The 406-nt window shown below is 40.6% G+C and carries 1 pseudogene; it reads left to right on the top strand.

Annotated features, from left to right (window positions below):
• Positions 1–406 (top strand): annotated as a pseudogene (locus AC1DG9_RS27800) (hypothetical protein); the annotation flags it as partial.

Consider the following 406-nt stretch of genomic DNA (forward strand, 5'->3'; position numbering starts at 1 on the left):
CCTTAAGGTATAATGCATTAGGGGCAGCGTATACTAACCTGACTTTTGCGAGCATCATCAATATAGGGAATCCAGAGTTAAGATGGGAAAAGGTAGCAATTGCCAATGTTGGAGTTGAGTTTGGTCTTAAAAATCCTTCCATTAATGGAAAAGTGGAATATTATATCAAAAATGGTTCTGATATCCTGGGCGATAAATCTTTTCCTTCAAATACCGGCATCAAAATCTTAAGAGGCAATTACTCGAAATTAAAGGCTAAAGGACTCGATATATCCCTGAATTCACAAAACCTAAAAGGAAAACTGGGTTGGGCCACAAGTTTTACCCTCTCCACCGTGCACGACTGGGTTACTGATTATGGTGTTGCTGAGCCTGCCAGTGTCTACTACGTTGGCACTTACAGTAG

It is taken from the genome of Pedobacter sp. 05L430, assembly GCF_056397585.1.